The organism is Actinoallomurus sp. CA-150999, assembly GCF_050942425.1.
Lineage (GTDB): Bacteria > Actinomycetota > Actinomycetes > Streptosporangiales > Streptosporangiaceae > Actinoallomurus.
In genome coordinates this window covers 5656484-5678370 of record NZ_CP192063.1, presented here as the reverse complement: position 1 = coordinate 5678370, position 21887 = coordinate 5656484, and the positions used below count along the sequence as shown (strand labels likewise).

Here is a 21887-nt window from a genome sequence, read left to right as displayed (position 1 = left end):
CGTCCTGCCGGGCCGCGTAGGGCCGGGCAACGACCAGGTCCGCGGGCCGCCCGGCCGGGCGCAGTGTCCCGGCCGGGCGGCCGTCGAGGTGGTCAGCCGCAGTTGTGAGCGTCGCTGGTGGCCGAGGCGATCACCACGTCAACGGCGTTGCCGAGGGCGGTGAGGTGAAGGCCGTTGACGGTCAGTCCCGCGTCGGCGCCGTTCAACGGGATCTGCTCGTTCACCGTGAGCCGCCCGACGCCGGGCAGGTCGATCTTGCTGTTGGGAGCCGTTGGAATCGTGACGGGCACGCCTCCGATGCTGAGGGTGGCCGCGGTGACGCTGCCGCTCGCCGCCGTGCAGCGGCTGGTGGAGGTCGCCTTGATGTTCGTCACCTTGATCGCCGGGACGCCGGGAATGCCGATGCTGACATCGTCCACGGTCGTCGTGGCGGTCGAGGTACCCGGGTTGACGGTGGTCGTCACCTTCGGGCACAACCCATCGGCCGACAAGATGATCAGCGTGAGCTTCACCGAGCACGGTGTGCTGGTCGTGGTCGCGCCGGCCGTGCGCACCGGGCCGGTGTCCGGCGTCGGTGGCTGAGTCACCGACAACAGAGGCAGCTGCACGGTAGCCGTGAGACCGTACGCGCGTCCGGTCATGAACTGCAGGAGCAGCGTCGCGGATGCGCTGGAGGGCTGGTAGAACGCATCGCCCGCGAAGTCGGCCGTGAGCGGCACCGTCCCCGCGTCGTTCAGCGGCTGGTCCGGTGTGATGACGCAGTCGGCGGTGCCGGACGCGTTCGTGGTGCCGGTGCAGGTCTGCTGGGACGAGCCGGCGCCGATCCGGAATGTGACCGTACGCCCGGCGATGGGCGCCGTGCCGTCCTCCTTCAGCACACCGTTCAGATGTACGGGTGTGGCGTTGGCGATGTGCGTGGGCCCGGTGTAGGTGAGGGTCGTCTCCTCCTTGGTGATGGTGAAGGGCACGGACACCGACGCGGGTCCCGCCGAGTCGTTGCCGGCGAAGGAGGCGGTCAGCGTCGTCGAGCCGGCGGCTTCGTCCGGAGTGAGCGCGCACGCCGCCGTACCGGAGCCATCGGTCGCGGCGCTGCAGGTCTCGCCGGCGTCACCGTGACCGAGTGAGAAGTCGACCGTCGCCCCGGTGACCGGAGCGCCCGCGACCGTCAGTTTCGCCGATGCGGTGAAGGAGTCGTGATAGTCGGCCGTGGTGGGCCCGGTGTAGGCGAGATGGCCGGGCGGCGGCGGGCACTTGCCCGGCACCGGATCCGCGCCGGTCACGCTGACGGCGGCCCAGGCGGCGTTCACGGTGTTGTACTCGGTGCAGTGCGTGCCGTACAGATCGGCGGCGGCCTTGAGCGAGTCGGTGCGCGCGTTGGCGTAGGTATCGTTGCTGTTGGCGTAGGACGCGAGCGCCTTGTACCAGATCTTGCCGGCCTTGTCGTTGCCGATGCCGGTGACGGTCGAGCTGTTGCAGGTCGGGCTGTTGCCGTACCCGTGGTCGCCGCTGCCGACGGCCAGGAGGAAGAACCAGTGGCTCAGTGGGCCGAGCGAGTAGTGCGGGTCCAGCGAGCCGTTGCTGCTCGTGTAGCAGTCCGGCGAGGCGCCGTCGAGCGAGGGCTGGTACATGTAGCGCAGCGGCTTGTTGTCGCCGTTGATGTTGATCAGCTCGCCGATCGTGTAGTCGGGCGTGTCCTTGGCGTTGTTCGCGTAGAACTCCACCATGGTGCCGAAGATGTCGCTGGTGCCCTCGTTCATGCCGCCGGTCTCACCGTTCTCACCCCAGCCGGTGAGAGCGCCGCTGACGCCGTGGCTCATCTCGTGGCCGGCGACGTCAAGCTCGACGAGCGGCCGGGCATTGCCCGCCCCGTCGCCGTACGTCATCTGGGTGCCGTCCCAGAAGGCATTGACGTAGGCGTTGCCATAGTGCGTCCGAGACGGCACCCCGGCCCCATTACCGAAGATGCCGCTACGGCCGTGCACATTCTTGTAGTAGTCATAGGTGTCGGCGGCGCCGTAGTGCGCGTCCACGCCCGCCGATGCCGGGTCGCTGTTCGTGCCGTTCCCGAACGTCCCCGTCGTGTTACTGAAAATGGTGCCGGTGCCACTTGTCGCGTGATTGAGATCGGTCGTGAACCCGTTGCCGTGCGAGGGGTCCTTCATCGACCACGTGCTGCCGGACTGGGTGAGGTCGATCGACACCGAGCCGCTGTAGATCGAGTTCCCGGTCCCGGCGATCTGCGGCGACGCCCCCGCCTTGGCGGCGGCCTTCTGCTGCGCCGACGACAGCAGCGTCTGGATCTCGTCCCGCTCGGTCACGACCGTGCCCTTACGCGCGTCCACCAGCACGTGCAGCACGCTCGGCGCCTGGTCGGCGCGGACGCCGCGGACGACGGTCTCCCACACGAGTTGGGACGAACTGCGCGTCGCCCACACCGCCAGGTGAGGGGAACCGACCGAGGAGACGGTGCCGTGCAGTCGGGCGCGTGAGGTGCGGGCAGCGCTCGCGGCGGCGACCGTGGGGGTCGTGGAGACGGCGGCGGCGGGGGTGGCGGTGTTGAGCGTCTTGTACGACCCGCCGGGCTTGAGGTGGACGATCAGGTCGCCGCCGTAGACCGGCAGGCCCTTGAACGTCCGGTCGAACCGCACGTCGGCCGTACCGTCCTTGGCGACCACCACGGTTCGCGGTGTCAGGACGTCGCCCGGCTTGATGTGCGCGGCACCTTCGTGGGCTGCGAGCGCCTTACGCGCGTCGGAGACCGCTTTGCTGCGGGTGGCCGGGGACGGATCGGTCGTGAAGGCGTCGGGGGTGAAGGCCGAGTGGCCCCCAGGCTGGGGCTTGGCGGACACGTGGCCTGGAGCAGTCGCGTGGGCGGCCGACGCCGCCGGGAGGGTGGCCGCGACGGCGAGTGCGACCGCGACCGGTACCGTCGCGATCCGTGGTTTGGACATGGGGGGAGGCATCCTTTCGCCGCGAAGCGCGGGCCCCCGCGACGGCAACCGAAAACGCCATCACAATGACTAACCCCTCACCGGCCGACTGGATTTACGGCAAATCTCAGTACCGGTCGCAGCGCAAAGGCCCCGTTGGTCGACGCGTTGACTGGTAACTCAACGCGAAGAATTGATGACAGAAGACCAGAAAAGGAGCAGACCGCCTATCGCAATGGCCATCTTCGGTCACTGGTGGCCGGATACGGTCAGTACACGCTCCGTTCTGATCCGCGACGGCGGCCCTGCGGGTGCCCCGTGCCGCTCCTCGGGTTGGTCAGCCGATGCCGAACCAGCCGAGCACGGTGATGACGAGCGCGGCGGTGGCCATGATCGCTACGACGATGACGCAGATGGTGGCGATGAGGCGGTAGACGGGGCCGTTGGCGGCCGCACCGAGCAGTCCTCTGCGGTTGGCGAGGATCAGGACGTAGGTGAGCAGGATCGGGGTGATGATCCCGTTGAGGAGTTGGGCGTTGATGAGGAGGTGGATGAGGTTGCCGGGGATGAGGGCGATGGCGGCGCCGATGAAGATCTGGGCGGTGAAAAGGCCCAGGAACAGGGGTGCTTCGCGGAATCGGCGGCCGACGCTGCGTTCGACGCCGGCGGCTTCGCTGATCGCGTAGGCGGTGGACAGGGGGACGACCGCAGCGGCCAGGGCGGAGGCTCCGAGGAGGCCGAGGGCGAAGAGTTGCTCGGCGAAGCGGCCGGCGACCGGTTTGAGCGCGTGGGCCGCCTGGGCGGCGGTGTCGAGTGGGGCGCGGGTGTGGATGGCGGCGGCGGTGGCGATGATGATGAACATGCTGATCAGGTTGGCGAAGATCGCGCCGCCGACCGTGTCGATGCGTTCAGCCTTGTAGTCGGTGGGGCCGATGCCTTTGTCGGCGACGGCACCGGCGACGTAGAACTGCATGTACGGGGTGATGGTGGTGCCGATCAGGGCGACCGTCAGCAGCAGGAATGCCTTGGTGCCGAGTAGGTGCGGCCAGATCGTCTGGCGTGCGGCCTCGCCGATGTGCGGGTGGGCCAGGGCGGCGGCGATCGGGTAGGACAAGAACGCCAGCGACAGGATCAGGAAGATTCGTTCGGCGTAGCGGTAGGAGCCGAAGACCACCAGTGCCCAGATCACCACGGCGGCGATCGGCACGGAGATGTATCGGCTCACCCCGACCAGGTCCAGGGCAGCGGCGATACCGGCGAACTCCGAGACCACCAGACCCACGTTCGCGACCAGGAACGCCACCAGCGCGAACGCGGTCACCCGGATGGAGAACTGCTCACGGATCAGTGACCCCAGCCCTTCACCGGTGTGCGCGCCGAGCCGGGCGCACATTTCCTGCACGACCACGAGTCCGACCGTGACCACCAGCATGACGAACAGGGTCCGATAGCCGAACTGCGCACCGGCCGAGGCGTAGGTGGCGATCCCGCCGGCGTCGTTCCCGGCGTTGGCGGCGATCAGCCCGGGCCCGGCGAACGCCAGCGCCGTGATCAGCATGCGCCGCGGGCTCCGGGACCGGCCAGGTCCGCCCGCCCGAGGTGCGGTGGCCTGGCCGGTCCCGGTCGGCGTCAGGTCCGGGCCGGTCGCGGTGGGCGGGGTGTGCCGGGCGGTCACGACAGCACCCGCGGGAAGTGGAACCGGCCACGTTCGGGCAGCAGCATGTCGACCACGTCATCGGCCAGGATCCGCCCGACGGGGCGTTCTTCCTCGTCGACGACCACCACCGACAGACGGCGGGACTCGACGAACCGGGACGCGATCTCGGCCGGGCTCGCTCCGAGGGGGATGGTCACCGGCCAGGGCGGGCCGACCATCTCGCCCAGCATCGTGTCCGGCTCGGCGAGCAGGAGTTCACCGAGGGTGACGTCGTCCAGCAGCCGGCCGTTCTCGTCCACCACCACGACCGACTCGACGTCGGCGATGTGCGCGGCTTCGGCCACCAGCAGGTCCCGTATCTGGGCGACGGTCTGCTCGGGCCGCGCGCGGATCACCAGCGTGGTCATGACCCCACCGGCGCAATCCTCGTCCCGGCCGAGCAGACCCTGCACCATCGACCTGGTCGGTCTCGGCAGCCGGTTCAGCAGTTCCGCACGTCGATCGGCGTCCAGGTCGCGCAGCGCGTCGGCGGCCTCATCCGGTTCCATCCTGGCCAGCAGTACGGCTGCCTCGCCCGGATCGGACTCGCTCAACAGGCCTTCCAGCTGATCGGGTCGCATCTCCTCCAGGGCGTCGGCGGCGTTGTCCGGGCCGACCAGGTCGAGAAGTTCGCGCCGCTCGGTGCGGCCCAGGTCCTCCAGCAGGTCGGCCAGCTCGGCCGGGTGCAGGCGGCGCAGTTCCGTACGAGAGGCGGCGAGCCGGGCCCCTCCTCGGCCCGCCGCACTGCCGAACGCCTGCACATCGGACCAGTCGATCACCTGCTCGGGGACGGCGCGGCTGCGCCAGCGGACCGGCCCCAGCCTGCGTGCCAGCGCGCCGAGCCCGGTGTCCATGCCCACCAGCCGCAGCCGGCCCTCGACCGAGGTGAGGTACAGGTCCGAGGGGCGCACCACCCGTACGCCCTCGATGTCGACGAGCTGGTGGTCCAGTACGTGAGTGGCCAAGGCGACCTCGCCGGGGCGTTCTTGGAACTCCCGGAGATCGAGACGCGCGCTGCGCAGCCGCACGGCCTGCGGCTCCACCTGGTGCACGGCCTCGTACGGCACCCAGGACCGTCGCCGGCCGACCTGGATGACCAGGCCGGTCACCGCCGGATAGGTCTCACGGCCGTCCCAGCGGGCGACCAGGTCCACCAGCCTGCCGATCTGCTGGCCGGCCTGGTTGATCACCGGCTGGCCGACCAGCCCGGCCAGCGAGATCAGGGCCTCGCGCACCGACCGCGTCCTGGTCAGGCGGCCGTTGCGCTGCCCGTACCGCTGCCGGACCGCCCGCGGTACCGCTGCGAGAAGACCCTGGCGCCCCATCACCGGCCCCCGACCTCATCGAGCCGCGGACCGGCGATGGCGGAGTCGATCATTACCTGCTTGACCATGACGAAGACCCCCTCCATGGCCCCGGGACGGGGCCATCAAGAGCGCGCGGCAGCCACTCTTCCCGCCCCGGCGGCCATGACGGATCGGCACCATCGCGAAGGGTGCCGGGCCGGGCCCTGACGGCAAAGAAGAAAAGCGCTACCGCGCATCGGAACGAACGCGGAACACGCCACGATGGGGCTGATTTCGCCCCGGACTACTGCCGGACATGTCCTCACCTCCGCCCGGTCCAGGCCGCGTGCATCCACACGCCGCCGCGCCATGACAAGGTGCCCGCCCCGTAAGGCCCGGGTGCGCACCCCTCGCGTCTCGTAAGAGCTTTGGCACTGCCCGGCGTATCCCCTCGCGGGAAGCCACTTGGCCTGTCCCCTTAAGCCGGGGAGAGGTGTCCTGACCCTGGGCGTCTCTCGACGTCGTGGGGTCAGTGGCCTGTATCCGGACAGACGCCTCACCTAACGAGGTGCCTTTCGAACATGACAAAGCGTAATACCGGCCTGCAAGTGCCAACAAGCCGACCGGTACATCGTTAGCCGAGCGATAACCCTGCATATACACAGGCGGCGCGACGATGAAGACATGGCCATCTCGACGGCAGCGATCGTGCCGGCGGCCATCACGGTTCGGCCGGCCGTCCTGACCGTCACCTCCCGCCCCGGAGGCCGGGCGATCCCCCTGCCGACGCCTCCGGCTGTCCGATCGCCGTGGATCTGTTCGATGGCCCAGGCGGGCTTCGGTCGCTTCCCTCACTACAGCCATTGGGCCGCCACCATCGGCATCGGCATCCTGGCCATCATGCTGATCGTGGCCGTGATCGCCGCTGCCCGCGGTGGCCGACGACGCCACTGAGCTCCGGCAGATGCGGGGACAATCGTTCGGTGACGACTCTGGATGAATCGGCCCGCGCTGCTCTGCTCCGCCGGGGGTTCGCCCTGGAGTACGTCACGCTCGGCTGGAACGTGATCGGCGTCGGGGTGCTCGCGGCCGCGGCCTGGTCGGCTCGTTCGGTCGCGCTGGCCGGGTTCGGGCTGGATTCCCTCGTCGAGATCGGCGCCTCCACCGTGGTGGTCTGGGAGTTGTCGGGGACCGGTGCGGCTCGGCAGCGCCGGGCGCTGCGGTTGATCGGCGGCGCGTTCGCCGCGCTGGCGCTCTACCTGCTGATCCAGTCCACATGGGTGCTGGTCAGCGGATACCGCCCGCACCACTCGCCGCCCGGAATCGCCTGGACCGCGATCACCGCGCTGGCCATGTTCGGGCTGGCCGCCGGCAAGGCCCGCACCGGCGCCGCCCTGGACAACCCGGTACTGCGCACCGAAGGACGCGTCACCCTCATCGACGGGATCCTGGCCGCCGCGGTCCTGGCCGGCCTGGCCCTCAACGCCGGGCTCGGCTGGTGGTGGGCCGACCCGCTGGCCGGATACGTCCTGGTCGGTTACGCGGTGCGCGAAGCCCGAGCGATCTTCAATGAACACTGACCGCCCCATCGCAAGCTCCTGGAGTCCTTGACCTTCACGCCGGGCCGAAGCCCTACCACCAGGCCGTAATCCGCGGTTGAGCATGGCGAGGGATTCCTTCGCAAAGTTCATCGGACGTCGTTCGGAGCGTCAGGGTGCGGCGGGCCCGCCGCCGGGCGGGACGACGACAGCGGTGACCCGGATCGTGCCGCTGTGCCGGAAGACCAGGGTGAACGGCACCGTCCGTCCGGTGGGCAGCGGTCCGCGCGGCCGGATCATGACGTTGGTGGTGTACGGCGTCATCCGCACGCCGGCATGGGCGGGGACGATCAGGCCGTCGAGCATGGTCATCCGTCCGACCCCGGCCGTGTAGGCGTGCCGGGTGAGCATCGCCGATGCGGAGATCGGCGAGCTGACGCGCGCCAGTTCGTCGGCCTGGTCGCCGTCATTGGCGATGGTGAAGTACGCCCCGGTCTGCGCGGCGGTGGGCGCCATCACCCACGCGCCGGAGACCTGGACCTGCGCGGGGCGCCCGGCTTGTCCGGTCATGGTCCAGCCCGCCAGCAGTGCCAGCGTCGCCGCGCTCGCCAGGACGGCGGCCCGTACGGTGCTCACCTTCGTCTCCCGCGCAGCAGGCGCAGGCTGTTGGCAGCGACCAGCAGTGAGCTGAGTGACATTGCTGCGGCCGCCAGCATCGGGTTGAGCCGCCCGAGCGCGGCCGGGGGGATGGTGATGAGGTTGTACGCGAACGCCCACGCCAGGTTGACCTTGATCGTCATGTTCGCGCGGCGGGCGATCGCGATGGCGTCGGCGATCGCGCTCACGTCAGGGCGCATGAGCGTGACGTCGGCCGCGCCGATGGCGGCGTCGGTGCCGTCGGCGACCGCGATACCGAGGTCGGCGCGGGCGAGTGCGACGGTGTCGTTGACTCCGTCGCCGGCTACGGCGACGACACGGCCCTGCGCCCGCAGGTCATCGACGATTTCGGCCTTGGCCGCGGGAGCGAGTTCGGCGTGCCGGTCGGTGATGCCGAGCCGTTCCGCGACGGCGCGGGCGGCGGCGGGGCGGTCTCCGGTGGCCAGCACCGTGCGCAGTCCCATCCTGTGCAGTCGCGTGATCGTCTCGCGCGCGCCGTCGCGGAGGGTGTCCCCGAGCGTGAGGACCGCCACCGGGCGGTCGTCGGCTCGTAGGAGCACGCTGGTGTGGCCGTCCCGGTCGGCCTGGTCGATCGCGGCGCGGAGCGGTCCGGGCAGCCGGTCGCCGTTCCAGCGGCCGACGCTGATCGCCCGGCCGTCCACCTGGCCGGATACCCCGTGGCCGGGAGTGGCGCGGAATCCGGCGACCGCGGGCAGCGGGCCCCGTGAGCGCGCCGCGTGGGCGATGGCGCGGCCGATGGGATGCTCGGACCGATCCTCGAGGGCGCCCGCCGGCCGCAACGCCTCGACCTCACTCACGCCTGGCACGGTGGCGGTCGCCAGCAGGGACATGCGGCCGGTGGTGAGCGTGCCGGTCTTGTCGAGGACCACCGTGTCGATCCGGCCGAGCCGTTCCAGGGCGTCCGGCCCGCTGATCAGTACGCCACGGCGGGCTCCGGCGCCGGTGGCGGCCAGCAGCGCCAGCGGGGTGGCCAGCCCGAGTGCGCAGGGGCAGGCGACCACGAGGACGGCGATGCCCGTGCTGAGCGCCGCACCAGGGTCGGCACCGGCGCCGAGCCAGAATCCGAGTGCGGTGACCGCGATCGCCAGCACCATCGGTACGAAGATCCCGGCGATCTGGTCGGCGCGGCGCTGTGCGCGGGCCTTACCGAGTTGGGCTTCCTCGACCAGGGCGGTGATCTTCGCGAGCCGGGTGTCGGCGCCGACGGCGGTGGCGCGGATGACGAGGGCGCCGCCGACGTTGGTCGCCCCGCCGGTCACCGTGTCTCCGGGGCCGCACTCGGCCGGAACCGCCTCGCCGGTCAGCAGGCGGGTGTCGAGGGCCGAGCCGCCCTCGACGATGACGCCGTCGGTGGCGATGGTCTGTCCCGGCCGGACGATGAAGTGCTGTCCCGGCCGCAGGTCGCCGACCGGGATCCGCCGGCCGTCGCGCAGGTCCGCCTTCTCGGGGACCAGCGCGCTCAGGGCCGCCAGCGCCGAACCGGTACGCCGCCGGGCACGGGCCTCGAGGTATCGGCCGACCGAGACGAACAGCGTGACGCCGGTCGCGGCCTCGAGGTACAGGTGCGCGCTCGCGCCGTCCGGGGTGGCCGTCCAGGCGAACGGCATCCGCATCCCCGGCGCTCCCGCGCCGCCGAGGAACAGCGCGTACAGCGACCAGCCGAATGAGGCGAGCACACCGAGGCTGACGAGCGTGTCCATCGTCGCCGTCGCGTGCCGCAGCCCGGCCGCCGCCCTCCGGTGGAACGGCCATGTGCCCCAGGTCGCCACGGGAGCGGCCAGTGCCAGCCCCAGCCACTGCCAGTACCGGAACTGCAGGCCCGGGGCCATCGACAGGGCGAGGACGGGAACCGTGAGCGCGGTCAGCACGAGGACGCGTTCCCGGGCGCGCCGGTCGGCCGGATCGTCGGCGGGAGCCTCTTCCGGAGTCCGGCGCAGGAGACGTCCGCGATATCCGGCCTGCTCCACGGCACCGAGCAGATCCTCGGCGGTGACCGAGGCCGGATGGGTGATGCGGGCCTGGCCGGTGGCCAGGTTCACCGCCGCGCTCACCCCGTCGATCCGGCCCAGCCGCTTTTCCACGCGCGACACGCACGCGCCGCAGGTCATCCCCGTGACGGTCAGGTCGGTGGTCCGGGCGGTCACCGGTGCCGTCCCGGCATGGTCATGCCGCCCGTGTCGCGGCCGCCGGCCGGTGCGGTGCCGGGGCCGGTGTGGTGCATGCCGGGTGCGATGGGCCCGGCCAGCCGCCCGGCGGCGAACGCGATCGCGCACAGCGCGGCCAGCAGCGCCACGAAGTACAGGACCCGCGGAGACGGCAGCGGCACCGCCGGCCGCGTCATCGATGAGCGAACGGTCACGTCAACGTCCTTGAAGGTCATCACAGGCCCTCCATCAGGTCCTGGCCCAGGTAGCGGCCCGGCCGGCAGCCGCCGGGGACGGCGAACAGCGCGCTGGACTCATGGCGGAGGAACCGGCTGAGATCATCGGCGCCGGACAGCCGCTGCTGGATGCGTGTGAAGGCGTTCCGCGGATCGGCTTGGAAGGCCATGAACAGCAACCCCGCGTCCGGGGCACCGTCGGGCCGGTGGCCGTCGAAGTAGGAAAAGCCCTTCCGCAGAATGGTGGCTCCCTCGTTCGCCTGTGCCGAGGCCTGGCGGACGTGAGCGCTCGCCGGGATGGCCAGCCCGCCATCGGGGTTCTGCTTGTCCAGATCGAGCGCGGTGTGCTCGGTGCCGCCCGACAGCGGCGCGCCGGTGTCCTTGCGCCGCCCGACGACCTGCTCCTGCCGATGGCGCGGCAGCCGATCCCACTCATCCAGCAGCATCCGGATCCGCCGGAACACGAGATGGCTTCCGCCGCGCATCCACGCCGGATCCCGGGCGAAGATCTGTCCCGCGAAACCGGGATCCTGCGGCCGTGGGTTCCCGGTGCCGTCCAGTTGCCCCATCAGGTTGCGAGGGGTCGCACCGGGCGCGGCGACCACACCCCCGGTGGTGCTGAAGCCGGTCATCTGCCACCGGACCCGTACGGCACCGTTGCCGAGGCGGGTCAGCGTCCGCAGCGCATGGGCGATCACCAAGGCGTCGTCGGCGGTGAACAGGACGCCGACGTCACCGTCGCTGCGGGCCGGATCGATCGCGTCGCGGGGGAAGGCCGGTAGCGGATCCAGCGCGCCCGGGATCGGGGCGCCCAGCCTGCGAAGCAGCGACGCCCCGAACCCGACGGTGACGGTCAGGGAGGCCGGGCCGTACCCGGTCACCATCGCGTCGTCACCGGGTGACGGCACCCCGGCGGTGAGCCTGCGCGCCGCCGCCGTCCACTCCTGGAGCATCGCCCTGAGCCGGTGGGTGTCCGCGCCCGGCCGCACGTCGAAGGCGGCGAACCAGCCGTGCGCCGCGTTCGGGGCGAGGATGCCCGCCTGGTGGAGGCCGTCGAACGGAATGCGGCGCCGCCCCATCGACCGTTGCGTGCCTTCTCCGGCTGCGGCGGTGACGGCCGCGCCGGCAGCTCCGGTCACGGCGGCGCCGCCGGCCAGCGCGCCGATGGCCAGCAGGCGGCGGCGTCCCACCTGTCGCGAACCGCTGTCGGTCATCGGAGGTGTCCGTATCGGGTGGCCGGGCTCATCCGTCGTCCTCCTGCAGGAGCTTGGGCAGGTCGGCTGCGAACTCCTTCGCGGACACCCCGGCGGTGTAGATCACGTGTGCCCGGTGGTCTCCGCCGAAGGGCAGCACCTGTGCGCCGTGGGTGACCTCGTACTCCCCCGACATCGAGGACGGGCGTTCCAGGGCGATGCCGAGCGACTTGGCCGCCGTCTGGATTTTGGTGTAGTCGCCCGTCAGCCCGATGAACGAGGGGTTGAACGAGGCGAGCCACGCCTTGATGACCTTGGGAGTGTCGCGCCAGGGATCAGTGGTGATGAACACCACCGCGATCCGGGCCCGCTGTTCCGGCGTGAGCAGCCGCAGTGCCCCGGCCAGGTCGGCCATTGTCGTCGGGCACACATCGGGGCAGTGGGTGTACCCGAAGTAGACCAGAGTCAGCTTGCCCTGGGTGGCCTTGATCAGGTTGACGGGCCGACCGGTGGTGCCGGTCAAGGTCAGGTCCGGTTCGCGCAGCGGCGTGCCGATCCGGGTGCCGTGCAGATCGGACGTCGGCGCCGAGATCTTCACCGGGGGCCGGTCGGTTCCGGTACCGGTGCCGCACGCGGCGAGCACGAACGGCACCAGGCAGGCGAGTGCGAGCATGCGGCGACGCCGCCCGGCGCGCCTGGCTCCTGGGCGGATGTGAGCGGTCCTCATGCGCCGGCCGCTCCGCCGGACCGGCGCAGCGCGACGATCGCGATGCCGAGCGCGAGCAGCCCGGCCACCAGGCCGGCCGCGCCCAGCACCGTCCCCGTGCCATCGCCGCTCTTCTTCACGGTCGGTGCGGCCTGCGGCACGGTCGCCTTGGCCAGGGTGAGCGACGGTGCGGGATGCTCCGGCTCGGCGCCTCCGCTGGGCAGGTCGATCCAGCGCACCACGCTGGTCTTGCCGCTGTGGTCGGTGTAGGTCTGCAGAGCCTTGAAGTACAGCTTCGCCGTGTCGGTGGGCAGGGGGCCCATCGAGAGCCAGAACTGCTGGAACTGTCCCGGCTGGATCCGGCCACCGGACCAGGTGATCTCGGTGACGGCCTGGGTCACCTCCGCGTCGTCGGTCTTGATCGGCTTGGGCAGGCGGCCCTTGGTCACCTGGACCGTCCAGCCGGGCGTCGGCTGCACCGACACCGACGCGATCGGGTGGTCGGTCGGCAGGTACAGCTGTACCTGAGTGGTGTCGGCGTCGACTTCCTCGTTGGGCACGCGGACGTTGAACGCGCCGTACCCGCCCGGCTCGGCGGTACTCGGGTTGACGGTGACATGCGCGGCGGCGGGAAGCGCGAGCGCGACGACGGTGGCCGTGACGATGCCGGCGCCGGTCAGCAGACGCTTTGCGGCATGCGGAAAAGACATGGTGCTCCTCGGAAAAGGCATGAGAACAGGCAGGCCGGTGACCACGGCCGATCCCCCGTCCCGCGGGGACGCCGACCGCCCGGTCGGCGTACGCACCAACGAGAACAGATGCCGCTACGAAGACCTCGAAGCGCGCTCGGGAGAGCCGTGGATCACGTGGAGACGCAGAAGACGATTCCGCTGCCCCGAGGAGGGCCACGCCGTACGAGAACATGCCGCAACACGGCCGCTTTCGGCCGGGCCTCGTCCTCACCCTGCCGATTCCGCCCCGTGGCGGGACGCCCTGCCACGGCCAGATCGGCGCGCGCCAGCACGATGAAGACGCGCAGAGCACGCCCGAGCACCGACTCGGCGAACGCTTCCAGCACCCGCCAGGCGGCCCGCTCCCCCGCATACAGCCACAGCGCGACCAGCACCCCGGCCAGGGCATGCGCACCCGCCATGCCCAGCCCGGAGGTCCCCGCGGCCTGGTCCGTGAGCACGGACCCGCCGGAGTTCATCCCCGGGTGCATTCCGCCGTGCATCGTCATGGCCATATGTGCCGGCGCGGCGCCGGGAGCGGCCGGGGTGGCCCAGGCGAACCATTCATGCAGGCAGACCTGAGCGACTTCCACCGCCAGCAGGATCCACCACGGGGACCGCCGCCGGTCGGCCAGGCAGTAGCCGATCGCCGTGACGCCCGCCAATGCCGCCCAGCTCGCCCACGCCGGCGCCGGGCGAGAGGCCATCAGATCATGCCCGGCCAAGGACAGCACGACGCACACCACGGCAAAAGCCCCGGCGCGCATCAAGCGGAACCAACCCGGCGGACGCATGACCTCACCATCAACTACGGCATGTAGTACACGGAGACTACACCGCACTACACCGCACGAAGCGCACCGGTAGCGGGCCCGCGTTCGTGCTCTCCCCACCTGCGGCCGCCGTCGCAGCGGCCGGGGCGATCACAACGCCGGCCGTTCACCTCACCGGCCGAGCCCCCGGCGCGTGTGAAGTGCGTGCAGCGGGGAGCCGGTACTCAGCCACGCAGCGCCTGCAGTGCCCGGCGGCAGGCCTCGGCCGCGCGTTCGGTGGCGGCCGCGCACAGGCGGCAGTGCTCGTGGGCGGCCGCGGTCCGGATGCAGCTGTCATGGCTGCGCAGGCAGGCCATCAGGCATACCTCGAGCTGGGCGGCGATCAAGGCGCTGTCATCGCCGGTCGCCCGGGTCAACATCCTGCGGGTGGCCACGACCACATCGCCGCAGTCCAGGTCATGCAGCACCGAGGACCGCATCCGGTCGAGGTCGCGTTCGCCGAGCATGCCCGCCGCACACGCGGTCACCACCTCCTCGCAGTCGGACAAGGCATCCACCACGGACGCGAGGGTCTCGGTGTCCAACGCGGCATGCACCGAAAGACTGTCGATCAGTTCACGAGTCGGGAGCATGATCGCCCCTCCAAACGCATCGATGGCGAATCATCCGCCGGCGGAAGGCCGAGGCGAGATCACCAGCTCACCCGCCCACCCGCTCTTGTTCAACTCTATGACCGTCGTCGCGACGGGCGGCTAATCCGGCAGACTGCGGCGACCTTCGACCTCGCCGTAAGCGCCCCCGGGCTCGCCACCATCGCGATCCAGACCATCGCCACGCCCGATCGCCACTCCTCCATCGATCTCATCGACCCGCTCGGCCGTACAGAACGGCTGAACGCCCAAGGCCAACCGGTATCCCCCAGAACCTGATCCAGCGCCCCGCGCGACAACGTTGTCATAGCGTCAGCCTGCGCGGTGTTCGGGATCCGTCGGCCACGCGGAGTCGCCGGGAAGATCGGCGGGATCGCACGGATGGCCGATCCATTGCTCGAGCTGATCGAGCTGCCGGCGAGCCGTGTCCGCCGCGTGCCGGGCCTCCGCCCATACGCCGGGATCGTCCGCCAGCGCCGCGGCATGGTCGAACCAGAGCGCCGCCTCGGCGTGCTGGTCGTCGTCGGCACAGCGATTACCGGCCGCGAACGCCGCGTCGACCAGTTCCTCACGGGCGATGAGCGGGCCGGCGGCCATGAGGTGGCGGGCGATGTGCACGGGATGGCGGTGCGGCAACTCGGCCAGCGCGCGGGCCGCGGCCGCGTGCAGCAGCTGACGGCGAGCCGGGGTGAGGTCCTGCAGCACCAGCTCGCGAACGAGGTCGGGCATGAGGTACCGCCCCGGGCGGCCGGGGCCCGTGCCGTCCTCCCAGTTCAGCACCCGGGCGGTGACGGCCGCGTCGATGAGGGACAGCAGTTCTTCGCGGCTGATCGTCCGGATCCGGAGAAGGAGCTCGGGGGCGAGCTCCCCGCCCGTCACCGCGATCGCCTGCAGCATCGTGAGCACGCGTTCGTCCAGCAGGTCCATGCGTGCCCGCAGCACCCTGCTGACGGACGCGGGAAGCCGCGCCCCCGGTCCCGTCCGTTCCTCAGAGGGCAGCTCGAGGATCTCGGTGATGAGGAAGGGGTTCCCCTCGCCGCGCCGGTGCAGCGCGGCCGCCTCTCGCTGATGGAGCTCGCTGCCCGGTGCGCTCGGGTTGAACGGGGTGGACCGACGGTGCATCAGCTCGTGGACGTCCGCGACGGTGAGCGGGTTCAGTGGCATGAGGGTGGCGCGGGTCTGCCGGACGAGCAGTGCCAGGAGCTCGCGCAGGCCCGCGTCGTCGGTGTCCTGCGTCGTGCAGACGACGATGAGCGGAACGTCCCGCAGCAGTGCGGCGTAGCTGCCGAGCAGGCGCCGGAAACGAGGGCCGGCCCGGTGCAGATCCTCGATGAGACAGATGGTGGGCTGCTGGGTCAGCCGCTCCGTCAGCTCGCCGACGACCGCCTCGGATCCGACGTCCAGGCGGATGTCCGGGTACGCCATCGAGATCAGCCGGCCCATCGGGTCCGCCCCGTCCCCGCCGTCCGCCTCTGAACCGATGTCGATGCCGCACCGGACCCACACGGTCTTGAACCCGGCGTCCGTGGCACGGGCCGCGAACTCCTCGGCCAGCCGCGTCTTGCCGATGCCCCCTTCCCCGGACAGCAACACCCAGCGGGTACGGCCCTGGCCCGCGTCGCTCAGGATCTCGTCGAACCGGGTCAGTTCGCCGGTCCGGCCGACGATGACCGAAGCCGCTCCCGCCGAACGCTCCACCAGCGGGACAGGTGCCGTACGCGAGCGGAAGGGAGTCAGGGCCGCCGCGTCCTGGCGGAGCACCGCCACGTGAACGTCGCTGAGCTCGGGCCCCGGCACGGTGCCCAGTTCCTCCGCGAGCAGCGTACGGATCGCCTCGAAACGCCGGAGCGCCTCCGCGGGCCGGCCCGCCAGGTACAGGGCGCGCAGCAGCAGCGCCCAGGCGGCCTCCCGCAGCGGAGACCGCGTGGTCAGCTCCTCGGCGATGACGGCCGCCTCATCGGGACGGCCCTCCTGGAGGAGGACGGTGGCATGCAGTTCACCGGCCGCCAGCCGGATCTCCTCCAGCCGGGCGATCTCCCTCTCGGCGAAGGCGTAGTTGGCGGCGTCGGCCAGCGCGGTGCCGGCCCACAGGGTCAGGCCGCGCCGCACCTCCCGACGGGCCTCGGTGAGCCGCCCGCGCGTCAGCAGCCCGCGCGCGTGGCTGACCGCCTCCTCGAACCGGGTCGAGTCCCGGGTGTGGGGCGGCGCGTTGAGCGTGTACCCCGCCGACCCGCTGAGCAGGACGGTGTGCCCTCCCCGCCGCGTACGGTCCGGCTCCAGCACGGCGCGCAGCCGACTGATGTGGGAGTGGATGGAGGACAGGGCACTCGCGGGCGGGCTCCCTTCCCACAGGTCCTCGCCCAGGCGATCCGCCGACACGGGACGGCTGTCGGCGATCAGCAGCCGGGCGAGGAGGGCACGTCGTTTGGGCGGGCCCAGGTCGAGCCGGGTGTCACCCGACCAGGCCTCCAGCGGGCCCAACAGCACGAACCTGAGGTGATCGCTCAATCGTTCGCCTTCCACGGCCGTGTTCGCCTGCTCGACCGGCTCGGGGCATGGCGCGCCGGAGATCGGCAAGGCTGCTGGTCGATCAGCCGAAGGACCAGATGTGGTCGTCCTTGGGGTCGCATGGGAAGAGGGTGAGCCGGGCGTCCTTGCCCCCGGAACCGTAGTAGCCCGACACGTCCAGGCACAGTTTGTGGCTGACGTAGTTGCGGATCCAGAAGTGGCCGCTGCTTCTCTCGTCGAGGTACCACATCTGGTTGTCGCTCAGCCCGGGATAGCAAAGGTTCTCTGACAGGGAGGTACGGGCGGGTGCGGGGCCCGCGCCGGGCAGATCGAAGCAGTAGTTGTCCTTACTGTTGCGGATGGTGAAAAGGTCGGCCCCGTGTGGTCCGCCTCCCTTCATATTGACGACGAGATCCCAGAGTTGGTTGTCGCTATTTGACCGGGTGCAGGTGAACTGGTTGATCGGGCCTTCGATGCTGCCATTGCCGTAGCCGGGGACGTCGGCGCACAGGCCGGTCATCGTGTTGTGGAGCAGGACACGCGTGACCGTGGAGAACTTCGGGCCGGTCGGGCCGCGTCCGTTTCTCAGCACGCCGACCTGGCCCTTGCCCGTGTCGGCCTCGTGCTTGCCGGCGGCTGTGGTGGCTTTGGATGTCGCCTCCCCGGCCTTCGTGCCTTTCTTCGGGGTCGCGGACGCCGACGCTGACGTGGTGGGAGTCGGCGAGGTGGAGACGTACGCGCCCGCCGCCGCCTGGCCGCCGCCGGCCATCACCCTGTCCGCCGCCGCGGTGGTGCGTTGCTTCTTGCCGTCGTGAGACCCCGTCCCGACCAGCAGGATCGGGATCGAGAGCAGGACGACTCCGCCGATCGCCACGGCGGCGAGGACGGGTTTGCGCGGCCGGTCCGGCGGCATCTCGTCGCCGGCCGCCGTGGCGCCGTCCGACGCCGCCGGCGCCACCGCGACGTTGCGCAACCAGGCGGTGCGCTTCTCCTTCTTGGCGGCCTTGTCATCCTCCTTGGCGGCCTTGCCGTCCGCCGCCGGCCCCGCGGCCTCATCCTTCTCGGCGGCTTTGTCGTCCTTCTTACCGGCCTTCTCGTCCGCCGCCGGCTCCGTGGCCTCATCCGGTGACGCCGCCGGCGTCTGCGCGTCCCCGGAGCCCTCGGAGCTCTCGTCGGCCGAACCGCCCGCTCCGGCGTCGGTGCTCTCCCCTCCGGCGGCAGCGGATCGGTCGTTCTCCGACTCGGACGCGGATCCGTCCGCCGGGGTCTGCTCCTCCGCCGACGCGGGAGCGGAGGCCGGCCCCGGCTCGTCCACGGACGCGGCACCGGAGGCCGGCGCCAGGTCCGCTGCCCCTTCCATGTCCGCTTCAGGCACCTCGACCGGTCGGCGGACGCCGAGCGACTTCGTGCGGTCGCCGGATCCCGACTGGGAAGACACGATGTTTCTCTCCTTTGGTGTTCGTTCAGATCGCGGATGGGGCCGGTGGTCTGCCTGGTCTCGAGGCGGCCTCCTGCCATCCCATGGCTCCACCCAGTGGCTCGGCGCAGCGGACGGGCCAGGCGGCCGGAGACGTTCCTCCGGCCGAGGGCGCCGTACGGCGCAGCGCTTCGTCGAGCTTTTCCAGAGCGGCCTGATCGGCGTCACCGAGCACGCCGGGCCGGTCTTCGGTCTCCGATCCCCTGCGGAGGATCTCGCTCAGCAGGACGATCGGAGCCTGACCGGCGGCGGACCGTACGCCGAGCACGCGGAAGGCCGTTCCGGGAGGGAAAACGATCTCGTCGGACGCCGCGTCGGATCCGGTGCCGAGCAGGGGGCGCGCCCGCCGGCCGGTCGAGGACCAGATGACGTATCCGCCCGTCGCGGCGGACAGACCCGCGGCGTCGCCGCCGATGGGCAGCACGCTGACCGGTCCCGGCCCGCGCAGCACCGATCCCGGCACGAACCGCTCCAGGTCGCCGGCGGCGGGCAACCCGCCGCGCGCGGCGGCCCCCCGGTACGACGGCAGGCGGCTCAGGCCGGAGGCGAGGCAGGCGAGGTACGAGTCGGGCAGTCCGGCCTCGCCCGGTGACCCCTGCTCCTGGCCGTCCAGCACGCCGAGCCCGCCCGACAGGTGGACGTGCACCGCGACGAGGTCGATCCGTGCCGCGTCCACCTGCCCGCCGCGCAGCGCCGGCATCCGCGTCATCGCGCGGTTCACCGCGGCGCTGTGCCGCTCCCAGACCGGCTGCACAAGGGATCGGAAATCCGCTTGTTCCGCCTCGGTGCTGCGGCGGAGAGGTTTCACGGCAGGTCCCGGCCGCCCTCCCCCGGTGACGGGAGCCGAACCGGCTCGGTGCTCGACAGGCGGGGATGGAGGCGTGACCCGGCTCTCCGGCGCGGGGGTCGTCGCGGGCTGCTCCGGAGGTGCCGGGAACCGCGAGGACGCTGGAGGAGCCGCGGCCTCTGGGGCGGCCGGTGGGACCGGAGGCCCCGGGACCGCCGGAGCCCGTGGCGTGACCGGAGGCCCCTGAGCGACCAGAGACTTCGGGACGGCCGGAGGCTCGGGCGACTCCAACGGGATCGGGGCCGTCGTCGGGGGCGGCTCCGGAGAGGCCGGGAACCGCGAGGAGTCCGGAGGAGCCGCGACCTCGGGGGCGGCCGGTGGGATCGGAGGCCCCGGGACGGCCGGAGTCTCGGGCGACTCCAACGGGTTCGAGGTCGTCGTCGGGGGCTTCTTCGGAGAGGCCGGGAACTGTGAGGACTCCCGAGAGGCCGGGAACCGCGAAGGCTCTGGAAGAGCCGCGGCCTCGGGGACGGCCGGTGGGGTCGGCGGTTCCGGTACGCGCGACGGTTCCTGGGGCGGGGCGGAGCCTTCCGTCATGTCTCCGGGAGGATTCGCGCGTACGGGGGTCGTGGGACGTTCACGCCCAGGCACGGGCGGGCTCGGCGGGCCGGCCTGCGCGGATCGCGTAACGGCCATGCGATCGGGGAGGTTCATTCGTGCGGGAGGTGCGGGAGGTGCGGAAGCGTCGGCGACGGGTCCGGCGGAGGTCGATCGTGCGGGTTCCGAGTGGTCGGCCGCATGGGCGGAAGCACTCGTTCCTGCCACCGGTGGTGTGGCGGGCGACCCGCCGGGCCGCTCCGCCTGAGGCCGGGCGGCGCGCGGCGTCGCGACGGTCCGTACGGTGGGCGGCGCGGGAGCGGGCGCGGCCTCGACCGGTTGCGGCTCCACGAGCGACACGTTGTGCTCGATGGCCAGCCGGAGCAGGCTGAATCCCGCGTCGTCCGCTCCCCCGGGCGGTGCGGGCCGGTGCAGGGCGACGAACTCACGGGCGTCGGCGCCCAGGTCGGCGAGCAGGCGGGACAGACCGCTGAAGAGCGCGTCGTCGGCCGGCCCGCCGCGGAGGTTCACCTCGATCGCCAGTTGTTCCGGTGACACCGGCCGTCCGGCGACGGCGTGCGGCTCGCCGTAGGGTCCGACCACCAGCCCGGAGGTCGTCACGGCGACCTGCCAGCCGTCGGAGAGGCGGATGACGCCCTGGTCCGCCTCGGCGCCGTCGGAAAGGGGCGAACGCCAGCGAAGCAGCCGGGGCGCGGCGGGACCGTCCGTGCCGTCGGCGCCGTACGGCCGGCAGGCGACGGTCTCGACGAACGGCGCCCAGGTCGGTTCGGCGTCGGCGTCGATCAGGACCGGCCGGACGACGGGCTCGGTCTCGGAGCCGACGACCAGTGGGAGGCCGGTCCACACCTCCAGCTCGTCGCCCAGGATCTCGGCGGTGTCCTGGGTGACGGGCAGCAGGTCGATGGGACCGCACGGGGCGAGACGGACCGCTGAACGGGTCGCCGCGGGCAGGGCCGTCAGCAGGGAGGCGAGTTCGTCGGCCCGGAGCTCCGCGTCGCCGCTGAGCCGAGGGGCGCCGACGAGCACGGTGAGGCGCTCACCGTCCACCGGGACCGAGTAGCAGAGGTTCGCCGCCCAGGCTCTCGGCTCCCGCGCCGACCGCACGAGGACGCCGGCGGGAACCTGCTCCACGATGTATCCGCCGGCGGTACGGCCGGGCAACCGCGCCAGCGCGGACTGCCAGGCCGGCACCGGGCTGCGCGGCCCGAGGAGCCTCGGCTCCGCGCCCGGTGTGAACGACCGCCAGCCGTGGCCGGGCACATCGGCGCCGAGGGCGAACAGGGATCCGCCCGGCAGGATCAGGACGCCCGCGTCCGGAGCGATCACCTCGATCCCCCAGGCGTCGGCGATCCGCTGCGCGAGGGCGGGGCGGCCGGCGCGTCGAGCACCCGCGCCCGACAGCACGAGCCGAACCGCGGTGACCCCCTTGGCGCACAGGGAGTCGAGCACGGTGCCGAGCCGCGCCCAGAGCTCGCTGCCCGCGTCGTCCGCACCGACGACGAGGGTGAAGTACTCGTCCACGCCGGCGAGGGCGCGGGCGAGTTCGGCGGCGTCCTCCGGACGCGGCGCCGCGTCCGGGGAGGAGCGCAGCAGGATCAGACCGTCGTACTCGTCGGCCACCACCGGTGCCCGCCTGTTCGCGCGGTCGGCGCCGCTTCTCCCCGGCCCGGTCGAGGCGGAGGCGTCCTGCCCGCCGTGTCCTGGCCGGCGGCCGGCGGCCCTTCTCCAGCGGGTCACGATTCACCTCCGGCGACGGCTGCGGTCGCGGCGAAAGGCCGCCCGATCGACGGTTCCGTCACCGCGCACCTCCTTCGCGTTACGCACAGCGAATCGAGGTCGCCTCCCGGTCCGACCGAGGTGATTCGGAGAGAGGTGGCCTCGCATACGCATACGACGCGATGATGCTTTTGGTTCACTATGAATGACCGTATTTTTA

General features: G+C 71.6%; 16 protein-coding genes and 1 riboswitch. Of the genes, 2 read left to right on the top strand and 14 right to left on the bottom strand.

Annotated features, from left to right (window positions below; genetic code table 11):
* Positions 1 to 92: 92 nt before the first annotated feature.
* The 3 genes from ACQP2O_RS26165 to ACQP2O_RS26155 form a co-directional block, all read right to left on the bottom strand.
* Complete coding sequence (locus tag ACQP2O_RS26165) at positions 93 to 2951, bottom strand: choice-of-anchor P family protein (RefSeq protein WP_433190404.1); 2859 nt, start codon at positions 2949 to 2951, stop codon at positions 93 to 95.
* Positions 2952 to 3267: 316 nt separating this feature from the next.
* On the bottom strand, positions 3268 to 4605 hold the full coding sequence (locus ACQP2O_RS26160; RefSeq protein WP_433190402.1) for an NRAMP family divalent metal transporter: 1338 nt from the start codon (positions 4603 to 4605) through the stop codon (positions 3268 to 3270).
* Complete coding sequence (locus ACQP2O_RS26155) at positions 4602 to 5951, bottom strand: magnesium transporter MgtE N-terminal domain-containing protein (RefSeq protein WP_433190399.1); 1350 nt, start codon at positions 5949 to 5951, stop codon at positions 4602 to 4604. The genes ACQP2O_RS26160 and ACQP2O_RS26155 overlap by 4 nt, the downstream gene beginning before the upstream one ends.
* Before the next feature lie 363 nt (positions 5952 to 6314).
* Positions 6315 to 6487: riboswitch (M-box (ykoK) riboswitch) on the bottom strand.
* Between the two features lie 109 nt (positions 6488 to 6596).
* Here ACQP2O_RS26155 and ACQP2O_RS26150 point away from each other — a divergent pair.
* Both ACQP2O_RS26150 and ACQP2O_RS26145 read left to right on the top strand, forming a co-directional pair.
* Complete coding sequence (locus ACQP2O_RS26150; protein ID WP_433190396.1) at positions 6597 to 6866, top strand: hypothetical protein; 270 nt, start codon at positions 6597 to 6599, stop codon at positions 6864 to 6866.
* A 29-nt stretch (positions 6867 to 6895) separates the two neighbouring features.
* The gene (locus ACQP2O_RS26145; protein ID WP_433190393.1) at positions 6896 to 7492 is read left to right on the top strand and encodes a cation transporter; all 597 of its coding nucleotides are present in this window, start codon (positions 6896 to 6898) and stop codon (positions 7490 to 7492) included.
* 129 nt (positions 7493 to 7621) lie between these two features.
* Here the strand turns inward: ACQP2O_RS26145 and ACQP2O_RS26140 are convergent, their stop codons facing one another.
* From ACQP2O_RS26140 to ACQP2O_RS26090, 11 genes are all read right to left on the bottom strand, one after another.
* Positions 7622 to 8086, bottom strand: coding sequence for a copper chaperone PCu(A)C (locus ACQP2O_RS26140; protein ID WP_433190391.1), 465 nt, complete (start codon positions 8084 to 8086; stop codon positions 7622 to 7624).
* Positions 8083 to 10272 (bottom strand): heavy metal translocating P-type ATPase, encoded by a 2190-nt coding sequence (locus ACQP2O_RS26135; protein WP_433190389.1) that lies wholly within the window; start codon positions 10270 to 10272, stop codon positions 8083 to 8085. Before ACQP2O_RS26135 ends, ACQP2O_RS26140 begins: the two co-directional genes overlap by 4 nt.
* Positions 10269 to 10487: a hypothetical protein gene (locus ACQP2O_RS26130; protein ID WP_433190386.1), complete on the bottom strand. Its 219-nt coding sequence runs from the start codon at positions 10485 to 10487 to the stop codon at positions 10269 to 10271. Before ACQP2O_RS26130 ends, ACQP2O_RS26135 begins: the two co-directional genes overlap by 4 nt.
* 20 nt (positions 10488 to 10507) lie before the next feature.
* Positions 10508 to 11722, bottom strand: a complete 1215-nt coding sequence (locus ACQP2O_RS26125; RefSeq protein ID WP_433190383.1) for a Dyp-type peroxidase — start codon at positions 11720 to 11722, stop codon at positions 10508 to 10510.
* 28 nt (positions 11723 to 11750) lie between these two features.
* A complete protein-coding gene (locus ACQP2O_RS26120) occupies positions 11751 to 12428 on the bottom strand; it encodes an SCO family protein (RefSeq protein ID WP_433190380.1) in 678 nt (225 codons plus the stop codon).
* Positions 12425 to 13117: a YcnI family protein gene (locus tag ACQP2O_RS26115; RefSeq protein ID WP_433190378.1), complete on the bottom strand. Its 693-nt coding sequence runs from the start codon at positions 13115 to 13117 to the stop codon at positions 12425 to 12427. The genes ACQP2O_RS26120 and ACQP2O_RS26115 overlap by 4 nt, the downstream gene beginning before the upstream one ends.
* Positions 13118 to 13269: 152 nt before the next feature.
* The gene (locus tag ACQP2O_RS26110; protein ID WP_433190375.1) at positions 13270 to 13932 is read right to left on the bottom strand and encodes a hypothetical protein; all 663 of its coding nucleotides are present in this window, start codon (positions 13930 to 13932) and stop codon (positions 13270 to 13272) included.
* A gap of 203 nt (positions 13933 to 14135) precedes the next feature.
* Complete coding sequence (locus tag ACQP2O_RS26105; protein WP_433190372.1) at positions 14136 to 14543, bottom strand: four-helix bundle copper-binding protein; 408 nt, start codon at positions 14541 to 14543, stop codon at positions 14136 to 14138.
* Between the two features lie 330 nt (positions 14544 to 14873).
* The gene (locus ACQP2O_RS26100; RefSeq protein ID WP_433190369.1) at positions 14874 to 17069 is read right to left on the bottom strand and encodes a BTAD domain-containing putative transcriptional regulator; all 2196 of its coding nucleotides are present in this window, start codon (positions 17067 to 17069) and stop codon (positions 14874 to 14876) included.
* Between the two features lie 82 nt (positions 17070 to 17151).
* Positions 17152 to 18507: an RICIN domain-containing protein gene (locus tag ACQP2O_RS26095; RefSeq protein WP_433190366.1), complete on the bottom strand. Its 1356-nt coding sequence runs from the start codon at positions 18505 to 18507 to the stop codon at positions 17152 to 17154.
* Between the two features lie 25 nt (positions 18508 to 18532).
* Positions 18533 to 21688 (bottom strand): hypothetical protein, encoded by a 3156-nt coding sequence (locus tag ACQP2O_RS26090; RefSeq protein WP_433190363.1) that lies wholly within the window; start codon positions 21686 to 21688, stop codon positions 18533 to 18535.
* Between the last annotated feature and the right edge of the window lie 199 nt (positions 21689 to 21887).

What these genes read in the sequence shown, in the direction of transcription:
- ACQP2O_RS26120 (WP_433190380.1), bottom strand. Translation starts at nt 12,428, where the DNA reads ATGAGGACCGCTCACATCCGCCCAGGAGCCAGGCGCGCCGGGCGGCGT.
- ACQP2O_RS26165 (WP_433190404.1), bottom strand. Translation starts at nt 2,951, where the DNA reads ATGTCCAAACCACGGATCGCGACGGTACCGGTCGCGGTCGCACTCGCC.
- ACQP2O_RS26125 (WP_433190383.1), bottom strand. Translation starts at nt 11,722, where the DNA reads ATGACCGACAGCGGTTCGCGACAGGTGGGACGCCGCCGCCTGCTGGCC.
- ACQP2O_RS26150 (WP_433190396.1), top strand. Translation starts at nt 6,597, where the DNA reads ATGGCCATCTCGACGGCAGCGATCGTGCCGGCGGCCATCACGGTTCGG.
- ACQP2O_RS26110 (WP_433190375.1), bottom strand. Translation starts at nt 13,932, where the DNA reads ATGCGTCCGCCGGGTTGGTTCCGCTTGATGCGCGCCGGGGCTTTTGCC.
- ACQP2O_RS26155 (WP_433190399.1), bottom strand. Translation starts at nt 5,951, where the DNA reads ATGGGGCGCCAGGGTCTTCTCGCAGCGGTACCGCGGGCGGTCCGGCAG.
- ACQP2O_RS26105 (WP_433190372.1), bottom strand. Translation starts at nt 14,543, where the DNA reads ATGCTCCCGACTCGTGAACTGATCGACAGTCTTTCGGTGCATGCCGCG.
- ACQP2O_RS26115 (WP_433190378.1), bottom strand. Translation starts at nt 13,117, where the DNA reads ATGTCTTTTCCGCATGCCGCAAAGCGTCTGCTGACCGGCGCCGGCATC.